At 43.2% G+C, this 10,283-nt stretch carries 11 protein-coding genes and 1 tRNA gene; all 12 read left to right on the forward strand.

The genetic code is table 11. From position 1 onward, the window contains the following. The gene (locus tag EHN13_RS00405; RefSeq protein ID WP_061067347.1) at positions 1 to 1,617 is read left to right on the forward strand and encodes a hypothetical protein; all 1,617 of its coding nucleotides are present in this window, start codon (positions 1 to 3) and stop codon (positions 1,615 to 1,617) included. Next, a complete protein-coding gene (locus tag EHN13_RS00410) occupies positions 1,614 to 2,309 on the forward strand; it encodes a fimbrial biogenesis chaperone (RefSeq protein WP_043015294.1) in 696 nt (231 codons plus the stop codon). The genes EHN13_RS00405 and EHN13_RS00410 overlap by 4 nt, the downstream gene beginning before the upstream one ends. A 144-nt stretch (positions 2,310 to 2,453) precedes the next feature. Further along, positions 2,454 to 3,185 (forward strand): winged helix-turn-helix domain-containing protein, encoded by a 732-nt coding sequence (locus EHN13_RS00415; protein WP_061067348.1) that lies wholly within the window; start codon positions 2,454 to 2,456, stop codon positions 3,183 to 3,185. Continuing rightward, complete coding sequence (locus EHN13_RS00420; protein WP_121584245.1) at positions 3,160 to 3,633, forward strand: hypothetical protein; 474 nt, start codon at positions 3,160 to 3,162, stop codon at positions 3,631 to 3,633. Before EHN13_RS00415 ends, EHN13_RS00420 begins: the two co-directional genes overlap by 26 nt. A 341-nt stretch (positions 3,634 to 3,974) precedes the next feature. Then, positions 3,975 to 5,423 (forward strand): EAL domain-containing protein, encoded by a 1,449-nt coding sequence (locus EHN13_RS00425; RefSeq protein ID WP_116360953.1) that lies wholly within the window; start codon positions 3,975 to 3,977, stop codon positions 5,421 to 5,423. Positions 5,424 to 5,615: 192 nt separating this feature from the next. After that, on the forward strand, positions 5,616 to 6,080 hold the full coding sequence (locus EHN13_RS00430) for a methyltransferase family protein (RefSeq protein WP_124020706.1): 465 nt from the start codon (positions 5,616 to 5,618) through the stop codon (positions 6,078 to 6,080). Between the two features lie 165 nt (positions 6,081 to 6,245). Beyond that, a tRNA-Thr gene (locus tag EHN13_RS00435) sits at positions 6,246 to 6,321 on the forward strand. A gap of 164 nt (positions 6,322 to 6,485) precedes the next feature. After that, positions 6,486 to 7,667, forward strand: a complete 1,182-nt coding sequence (locus EHN13_RS00440; protein ID WP_003838768.1) for a tyrosine-type recombinase/integrase — start codon at positions 6,486 to 6,488, stop codon at positions 7,665 to 7,667. A gap of 3 nt (positions 7,668 to 7,670) precedes the next feature. Continuing rightward, positions 7,671 to 8,294: a hypothetical protein gene (locus EHN13_RS00445; RefSeq protein WP_232034656.1), complete on the forward strand. Its 624-nt coding sequence runs from the start codon at positions 7,671 to 7,673 to the stop codon at positions 8,292 to 8,294. Between the two features lie 273 nt (positions 8,295 to 8,567). After that, positions 8,568 to 8,768 (forward strand): helix-turn-helix transcriptional regulator, encoded by a 201-nt coding sequence (locus EHN13_RS00450; RefSeq protein ID WP_000507057.1) that lies wholly within the window; start codon positions 8,568 to 8,570, stop codon positions 8,766 to 8,768. 36 nt (positions 8,769 to 8,804) lie between these two features. Next, on the forward strand, positions 8,805 to 9,677 hold the full coding sequence (locus EHN13_RS00455) for a hypothetical protein (RefSeq protein WP_124020707.1): 873 nt from the start codon (positions 8,805 to 8,807) through the stop codon (positions 9,675 to 9,677). A gap of 22 nt (positions 9,678 to 9,699) precedes the next feature. Continuing rightward, positions 9,700 to 10,283 (forward strand): P2 family phage major capsid protein (locus EHN13_RS00460; protein WP_148085783.1); only part of this gene is annotated, 584 nt, incomplete at its 3' end.

The raw sequence follows: 10,283 nt of genomic DNA on the forward strand, positions 1-10,283 counted from the left end.
ATGAAAGTATTGATTAAATTAGCTACTGTAATCTGTACCGTAGGGAGTTTTTCACCTGTGCCTGCTTTGGCGTTGAATGCAATCTCTTCGGGATCAGTCAGTAATAACTATTTGTTTATCGAAAATGCCATTGATAGTGAATACTTTATTACCCCATCGGCACTTGATCCACGTTTCAGCGGATCAAACACGTGGATAAAATACGGTACCTCTCAGGTCAGTCTCGGGTATTTAGGTTTTGTCGGCTGGACTGCGCCTGGAAATTATTATCAGGACATGTGGATTGATAACTCCCCGATTAACGGGCCTTTCCGGGGAATCCGTTGTTATAGTGGCACTCAATGTCCATCAACCGGGTTTATTGCCGGATTGGGCACAGACAAAAACGGTTTTTATCATGCGCAGGTCGGCTCTGTCGCAGGCGTTATTGGTGGCGCCTACGGATTCGCTTCCCTGACCGATACTGCTTATGAGTACTTTCGCAATGTGCCTACCGGTAGCAGCGAAACCTATGTGTTCAACCGCTGTTATACTTCTGTGAATTATGATTATTCTTCCGGGCAACGGTGCAAAGACCAATCGACAGGATCATGGAATTACGTCAATTACACGTTAACTAAACGCGGTCATCTGTCACTTGTCTCGACTAACGCATTTCAGGAGCTTTGGGTTGCCAGCGACGGTACGCCGAGCATCACCAAAGACTCTGGTTATTGCGAACTTGGCGTGGTGGGCGGTACTGACGGTGTGATTTGCAAAATGGTGAGTTATAACTTGCAACAAACGGCCAATCTGACCGCCTCCTTGACGTTTCGCGCTTTTGTCGACACGGCGATGCTAGGTTTTACGCCCGGAGCGGCCACCGTGAGATACTCCGGGAATGGTTCAAACTGGTATAACTATGGTACTTCAACTGCTTATTACAACGTTTTTACGACCTCTGGAGAATACATTTATATTTTTCTGTCAAAAGCATTTTTGAAGAATCTTGTCGATTCAGGGATCAGCATTACTAACAGTCAGCCCTTTACCTTCGGCTTTTATAATGGCTTAACACCAGAGTCAGGACACTACCAGTTTACCCCTTCGCTACAGCTCAATATTGTGCCGAAGGAGTATGGGATCAGTATCGTCTCTTCGGACAACACAGCTTCTGCGAGCGGTAGTGGCACGATTGGTGATGCCGCTCCTATAGAAATGGATTACACCGTAACCGTCTCTGGCCCCCGTCAGGCCGACAGTATCACCGCGCAAGTTATTGGGGAAAGTACGACGATAAACAGTGTGCCCTACTGTCTGTTTACGTCTGCGCAAGGCGGGCTGTCCGTCCCCATTCCCGCTTTTCTGCAGTACAACAGTCAGTCGGGGGGCGTGGTGCAAAAACGAAATAGCTGCAGTGAAGCGGCAGTCAGTATGAGAGATGCGCAGTGGCAACAGACGCCCTGGGACGCAAATAACAATGACGATGGAAGCTATTATGCTACTGATTTAAAGTTGCTTTTCCCAATGAATGATTCGCGTTCGATGTTAACCGTTTCCGGCGCTGACTGGGAAGGTGTCGTCAGCGCTAGTGGAGAGATAAAAGTCACGGCGAATTGGGTGGGAGTGACGCCATGAACCGCCGTCGTCTGGCGCTTAGATGGGTATTTATTCTACTTTCCGGTCTGACAGCATTCTCTACACAGGCAGTCTACCTGGAGTCGACCATTTATGAGATGCCGTCGGATAAATCATTTATCAGTAAACGAATCTATAACGATAGCCAGAAACAGAATTTATACAGTATCGGCGCAGTAAAAATTGATAAGCCGGGACCGGGAGGAGAAAACAGAAGTGCTATTGCTGAAGGCGAACTTCTGTTTACTCCGCTGAATTTTTCACTGGCTCCGCAGGCGAGTGAGTTTTTTAAGATTTTCTACCGTGGGCCGCAGGATGATAAAGAACGCTATTACCGAATTCTGTTTCGTGAAATGCCGATCACGCTGTTTACTGAACGTAATCAAGGGAAAGGCGGGCAGGCTCTCCCGGTGATCGCTATGGACACCATATTGGTTGTTCGCCCGAGAAACATAAATCTGGCCTACACCATTGATGAGGCTAACGGAACACTGAAAAACACCGGGAATACTTTTTTTAAAATCATCGTACACCAGGGGTGTAACTCAACCGATGATGAAGCCACCATGCGTTATGTGTTGCCGGGTGAAACCTGGCGTAGCAGCGAGCTGAAAACTAAAAACCGAAAGTTTATCGTAGCGTTGCAGAAATACATTCCAGTGGGTCAGGGGTGCTTCAAACTCAATCAATAGTAAGTATTGAGTCTGATCCGATATGTCATGGTTAGATATCGAACCTATACTGTAACTATCTTTATACAATGCAGTAATCAGCTTGGCACAGATGAAACTTTGGTCATTTGTACTCCATGTCACGGTATTTAAGAGTCAGGTAGTATGAAAAGTATAATTAATGATCAGGTTGAGTACGATTCCACCAGAAAAAGCCTGAAACATCGCGATACTACAATAATCCTTTCGGCATCTACAGCGAGACTACTTGAGCTATTCATTGCCTATAAAAATCAACAACTCCACCGTGAGTTTATCATAGAAGAAGTATGGAAGAAGCATGGCATGGCCCCATCGGGTCATAGCCTTAATAAAAGTATCAGTATATTGCGAAAAGCATTTAGTGAGTTGGGGGCCGAAAACCCCATTGAAACGTTGCCCCGGCAGGGATTTTTGTTCCATGCTTCGGTCAATGATGAACAGTCATCTTTCAGTAGGGATGTACCTGTTCGTTCGGTAACAGAAACGGTGAATTCACCCGCAACACCGAAACGCAAAAATATTCTTCTGTTCATTTTGTTGTTCGCTTTTCTTGGGAGCGCGGTTTTGATATTGCCAGCTCTTAACTCAGGTACCACGAATTTTATCTATATCAGGGCAATAGGTGATTGTGAACTTTATACTGCCGATGACAATAATGCTGATAAAACGAAGGCATTTTTATCTTCTGATATGTGGCGAAAAGTAAATACAATTTGTCATAATGGCAAGAAAACAATTGTTTTTTATGATGATAATAATTTATCGGCAGGTAATAATCTTAAAGAGAATTTTTTGGGGATCTGTACGCTGGATAAAGGAGGGGTTGCCCGTGAATGCGAAAATTATCTTTATTAGCGGGGTGATCTTTCTTGCTGTGATAACAGCATACTTTTTTTATCGCCATCAAGAACCTGAGACGTTGACCTGCTCTGCCAAGAATTACCTTCATTTGCAGGCGCAAACTCAGGGGGTAAAAATTGAAGGTGAAGTTCTGTTGGTTTTTCGTATTTCTTCCACTACCGAAGGGCGGGTATCCCAGGTAGGGAGCCTTAATATTCAAGGTAAGCACTATGCTGTAGATCGTAATGTTGTTCTGAATTTTATTGGCAAAGACCGCGACGGATATTTGCAAACTCGTCGCCAGGCTATCGTCAAAAACAAAAATGATAATGTTCCCGATGAAATTACCGAACTGCTTATGTCTCAACAGGATATTTTCTATTATAAGGTCATCCGTATCGCCGGAAATGTCTATGCGATAAGAGATCTGCGACGTACGCTCATGGTTTGTCGGGCAGCATGAATCGAGGTAATATGTTAGTATTTTGATTTTTGTGGTTGTATGTTTTGTTGTTTCTTATGTTTGTAGTCTTTTATTTTGCCTCGTGGTGAAAATGAGTAAAAGGATTTGTACTGGTGAAAATTAGGAATTTTCCTTTTCCGATATTTAAAATGGATTTACCATTTAATGGGAATACGCATATGGATAATTGTGATTATAAAATCTGAAACTACGTGATATGACTTATGGATAAAGTTAGTTCACGAACCGCCTTATAATTGCTGGAGGCTGAAGGTGTTGTATATTCTCTCGTGTATATAACGAGGGACCTGCTATGCCATAAATTTAAGTTGGTGGTAACTATGAATATGAAAAAGGTTTTTCTGCTCAGTTATGATATTTTTCTTTTCTCAGGGATAAAAGCATGGCTGCCAAATCTGGTACTGGTTGATGCGCGATCATTTATTTCTGGTACGCAGTCAGTTATTCCACGACACCCGTCCTGTTTGCTGGTGATCGATAACCGGTTACCATTGCTCCTGGTCAGGAAATGGTTTCAGAGAAATAGCACGCAGTTTATCAACATAAACTGTATTGTTCTTCGGATGAATGAAACTCGTTCTGTTAATCGAGGATACGAGGAGTATGCTTTCATTAATGGACGAGAATTATCTGATCAATTGATTTCTCAGCTAAGAGCCAATTTAATGGCACCCAATGAGGTTGTGGAGGTCACTAAAGGTTCGACGATGTTTACTTTTCATTTGACTGAATTTGAAGAGGAAATGTTGTATGCATCATTCACAAAAGAAAAGTTGCACGATTTTTGTATTGCTAACTCACTAACAACTAAGTCAGTGTATCGATATCGGGAACGGATAACCGCTCGCCTGGGATTTTCTCATTTTAATGAAACCATCATTTTTTTAACCAGGAATAATTTATTGCATGAAGGTTACCCGACAAACAATTATTCTGGTGAGAATGTAATTTACGGCGAAGCATATGATGTCTCAGATTCTGGTCGACTGAGTATGGCAATAAGGAATGAAGAAATCATTCCTTATTTTCAGCCCATCGTAAATATCAATGGGGACGTCTGTGGCGTTGAGGTTTTGGCTCGATGGCCACAGGGCCATAATTATGCGATTTCTCAGCGTGAGTTTATACCTCTGGCTGAAAAAAGTGGCTTAATGAATGAGTTAACGAGCTATTTAATGACCACCGTTGCGCGTAATCTGGTCGACGGAAGCGAGGGGATAAATAAAACACTATTCGTCTCCTTTAATGTCAGTCCATCAGGTTTAAGTAATCCCGTTTTTTATTGGGAATGCCTTAACTTTATGGAGATAACGCAAAGACTACCGATAAAATTAATGATTGAAATAACCGAAAATCAGACTCTCACTATCACTCCAGCCATCAAAGAGCTGATACGATCGTTGCGAAACCGAGGGGTTCTGTTTGCTTTAGATGATTTTGGGACGGGATACGCTAACCTCTGCTATCTCAATGAGTTAGACCTGGATGTTATCAAAATTGATAAAACTTTCATCAAGGCTATTAAAGAAGCTGAGCAACATATCCCTATGCTCGAGTCAATCATTCATCTTTCCGGGCTCCTGGGATTACGCATGGTGGCGGAAGGCGTTGAATATGGCTATCAGCAGCAATGGTTGGGGAAAAATAATGTGGATTACCTGCAGGGCTATCAATTTTTACCGCCAGTGATGTTTGATGATTTTATGCGTTTTTACAAGCAGTCTGTAGGGCTGTTTGAATCAGCGTCGGATTCAACTTTTTCAGCGTAAACCTGTCGGGAACATCAGGGGCGGATGCCTCTGATGCCGGTATTTTTGCAGAGGTTAGTGCTACAGATCCTGCCTGTCTGGTGAAGGCGAAAGCCTGTAGTGAATGAAGCATCGTTTGTTTATGTGTCTTTTACAGGGTATTTATAGCGGTATCAGCGTTAATCAAACCGCTTCCGAGGTTAGTCCATAGCCATGCGTCATTTCCTGCAAAAATTAAGAGCCTGGTTTCCGCCGCCACTCATCTTAGTACTTTTCCTCGTTGCCGATGCGTTGACGGCGAGCTCACGTTTCACATTTGGCGCGGTAAATATCGTGATAAGCGCATTACTGGCCAGTGTTAGTCTGTGGATGATACTGCATACCGCATGGCAAATGCGGATGAAACGTACGACCCTGAACCCGCTTCATGCAAATAAATCGACCACGCTTGTTACCGGCGGATGTTACGCCTGGAGTCGCAACCCGATCTACCTTGGTATGAGCGGACTCCAGCTAGCCTTTGCTCTGTTCATCGGCAGTCCGGCTGGCGTAGTGGCTGTACCGCTGTTTATGCTGGCGGTTGCCAGATTGCATATTGATTTTGAAGAGGAACAATTGCGAAAACATTTCGAGCTGGAATGGGAGCGCTTTGAGCGACAGGTTCGCCGCTGGCTATAGTCATACCCGACCGGGGACAAGCATTCCTGTCACGACACGATTCGTGCGTAATTGAAACCGGATGATGCAAAATTAGGCGTTTGATTCACAAGGCCATTGACGCATCGCCCGGTTAGTTTTAACCTTCTACCCCGTGTTCGCATTCGTGGGCATGTCCTTATCAGGGCCGATATAGCTCAGTTGGTAGAGCAGCGCATTCGTAATGCGAAGGTCGTAGGTTCGACTCCTATTATCGGCACCATCCCTTAGTATTTCCAAGTCATCTCAAATCAACAAAATCCTTTAAAAACATAGATATTACGCGATTTTTCGTCATTTGACGTCAACCCCTATCTCTTGAAATCAACATACAATTGGGGGCACAATCGGGGGCATGTTCTGTTCGGTCTAGGAAATGTGCCCCCAATGATGCTGAATGCCCGCAAGGTTGAAGCCGCTAAAGGAAAAGAGAAGAGCTATAAGCTATCTGATGGAGGTGGCCTGTACCTTCAGGTTGAACCTAATGGCTCGCGTTACTGGCGTATGAAGTACCGTTTTGCTGGTAAAGAGAAGCGCTTGTCCTTTGGTGTCTATCCAACAGTCACCCTCGCAGATGCCAGACAAAAACGCGAAGACGCAAAGAAACTACTCGCAGCAGGTGAAGATCCTGGCGAAGTGAAAAAAGCAAAGAAGCATGCTTTAAACGCAGCGATCGAGACACTTAACCCATTCAGAGAAGTGGCGTTAGAGTGGCACAAAATGAAATCTCCCAAATGGTCTGAGGGCTATGCTTCAGACATCATTGAGGCGTTTGAGAAAGACATTTTCCCGCATATTGGACACAGACCTATAGCTGATATTCAGCCCCTAGAACTACTTGAAGTACTGAGGTTGATAGAAGCACGAGGCGCTATGGAGAAAGCGAAGAAAGTCCGTCAGCGATGCGGTGAAGTTTTCCGCTATGCCATCGTAACGGGTAGAGCAATCTACAATCCTGCACCGGATCTTGCCAGTGCGATGCAAGGACATGAAGCAGTCCACTATCCATTCCTCAAAGCCAACGAGCTGCCGGAGTTCTTTACTGCCCTTAACGCTTATTCAGGAAGCCCAATTGTATTGCTGGGGGCACATTTACTTATCCTGACGGGTCTAAGAACAGGAGAGCTAAGAGCAGGTGAGTGGCGTGAGGTGGATTTTGATAATGCGGTGTGGGAGATTCCCAAAGAACGTATGAAAATGCGACGTGCTCATATTGTGCCGCTTTCAAATCAAGCATTAGTCCATCTTGAAACCTTAAAAGAACTGACTGGAAACTATCCTTTGATGTTTCCTGGGCGTAACGATCCAAGTAAGTGCATGAGTGAGGCCAGTATTAATCAGGTCTTTAAGCGTATTGGATATGCTGGCCGTGTTACTGGCCATGGCTTCAGACACACAATGAGCACTATTTTGCATGAAAAAGGCTTCAATAGTGCATGGATTGAAACCCAGCTTGCACATTTGGATAAAAATGCTATTCGGGGGATATACAATCATGCTCAGTATCTTGAGGGGCGTCGGGAAATGATGCAATGGTACAGTGATTTTATTGGTGGAACGGAGTCTTGAGTAATGGCAAATAATACTCTCAAGCTTCATCGAACTCATTATAGCATTAGTGAGACCGCTAAAATATTGGGCTGCGATGAGCAAGATGTTATTTATATTGCGGATGAAAAAGACATTCCATTGTCGCTAAGAATGTGTGGGCGATGGTCTTTTTCAAAGCATAAAGTAAGAGATGTGGACTCCTTTATTCAGAATATAAACTCTTTGAAAAAAGACAAAGATGGTTTTAGTTATATATCTGAGTTTAGTTTGATTAAGATTAATGAAGTTAAAAAAGATAAAAAACTAGTGCTGGCGAGTACAAAAGGCTATTTCCAAATGCCACCAAAAGTTAAAAGTGATTTCGTTTTTTATGAGGGGCAGTTCCCGGAGTACCCATCATTGTTATCTCCTGCTGGTACCACCTATTCTGAAATGGTCAAATATATTCAAATTGACTGGAAAAATGATGATGGGTTTGGATATGAGGGAGATGCGTACCTGGAGCGGGAAGATGTAAAGAAATTGCATCTAATATTAAATGATGATGTTTCTAATGATAAATATAAATCGTTATCAATTGCACAGCAAGAAAGACATGCTACCAAGAGAAATGAGATTCTAAGTGTAGCATATATATCTTTATAAAGAGGATATGGCATACCGAAAGGAAAATGCAGCAGCCCTTGCTGACCTTATCTTTAGTCGGGCTGAGGAATTTTGGCCTGATAAAAAAGAGCCTCCGCTATCACACTCAATTATTAGCAAACTAATATCATCTATATTCAAGAAACCATCATTTACAAAAAATTAACAATTTTGGCGAGTAAGGAGATTTTTCTTACTCGCCTTTTTTATATTTTTGAACGATGTTTTAATCCTCTTCGTTGATATAGATTGATACATAGAGAGGAACTCATTATGGGGTTTACTGATAATCGTCCTTCTGCTGACTCGCTCATTGATATGAAATTCATTACATCTGATTGTCTTTTTACTGATAAATGGATTTATAAACTGATTTCTCTGGGACGTTTTCCTAAACCAATCAAGTTAGGTCGTATGTCCCGATGGCGTGCTGGTGACTACTATGCTTGGCGTGATAGTCATTCTTCAGAGTAAAAACATTAGTATTAGAAGCATTTATGAGGAGTTTATATGAATTACCGTCTACAACCGGCGGGGAGTCAATACATATCCCTTCCAATTAAGAATGAATATGTTTCCGTGTTAGGAAACTATAAAGTAAGTCCGTTTAAAGAAACTCATAGCGACACTGCATGTATTGTGCGAATTATTGAAATATTTTCATTGAATAAGCTGCGCGCTAAAGGTGAAAAGCTGTATTCACTTACGGGGTTAATAGTACCTGATACGGAAGCTGTGGCGAATGAGATCAACCTGCTCCTGAGCCGTTATGCCCAGTTGTGTCGTCAGGAAGAGGAAGAGTTATCTTTCCGGCAGCGTGAAGTGACAAATGCGGAAGTTGCATGGAAAAGCACATTCTCAAAAAACGGCGTCAGTAGCATTGCTGAAGCCAAAACGAATAAAACGGGGCATGCTGAACGAGCGGATGCTGAACGGTGTTACCATCTGGCTGTTTCCCGGCTGAATGAGCAACATAGCCGACTGAGCACAATCAAGCTTTTACCGGGCGTACTGGCCGATGAAGTTAACTACATTGGTAAGGGAGTTGAGAAGCGTTTACTGAGCATATTTCCTCAATCCGGCCAGATCCCTGTTGATTTTATTTCTGTGTTTAATGACGGTGACGTTGTTCGTGATATTAAATTTATTACAGATGCACTCAAATCTTTGTCTGATTCTGTGAATGAAATTATTAGCCGTTGTAGCGTTCCAACTGATCGTTATGTATTAAATAACGGTGGAATGGCAAGAGCTATGGCTTACAGGGAGTACTATCGAGCAGATAATTATGTATTACGTTCAGTCGTTAGTGACCGGGATTATGTTGAGCATGTAATGAAATACAATCGGGTTACTGAGTACAAAAATAAAATCTTTTCTTAAATACTAAAAAAGGTGAAAAACTATGTATGCCTTCAAAACTGAAAGGCCGGACGCAGCACGTCGTTATCATAATAAATTCGTCACTGGTACTAACTATCAGGAGGAATCAAACAGACGCTTTGCATTAAGCGAACCCACTGAAAATATACTGCGTACCTCAATTCTGGAATCCGGGTGGCTTATTAAAAATATCACCCTACGTGATGTTAACGCCGTGTCAGGTAATGCCGTCAATATTGGTGCCAGTGAACTGCATACCGGACGTGTGGATGGTGGCCGTTTCCACAAAAAAATGGCAATCAATGGTACGGAGTTCTTTCTGACAGAGACGGATACCTGCGCCCGGATCAGCTATTCCGATATGTCTCATATTTACCATACCGGCGTGCCGGATGAGTTTGAGAAAACGGTTGAGAGCTTTTTTTCCCAGGCATATGCGCTGGACATGCTGCGGGTCGGTTTCAACGGTGTGTCGATTGCAAATACTACAAACCCGGAAATCAATAAAAAAGGCGAGGATGTCAATATTGGCTGGCATGCACTGGCGAAAGCCTACGGGAACGGGAAGCAAATCATCTCTGAGCCTCTCACTCTGGGAGAGACTGG

It is taken from the genome of Citrobacter youngae (assembly GCF_003818115.1).
GTDB classification, from domain to species: Bacteria; Pseudomonadota; Gammaproteobacteria; order Enterobacterales; family Enterobacteriaceae; genus Citrobacter; species Citrobacter youngae.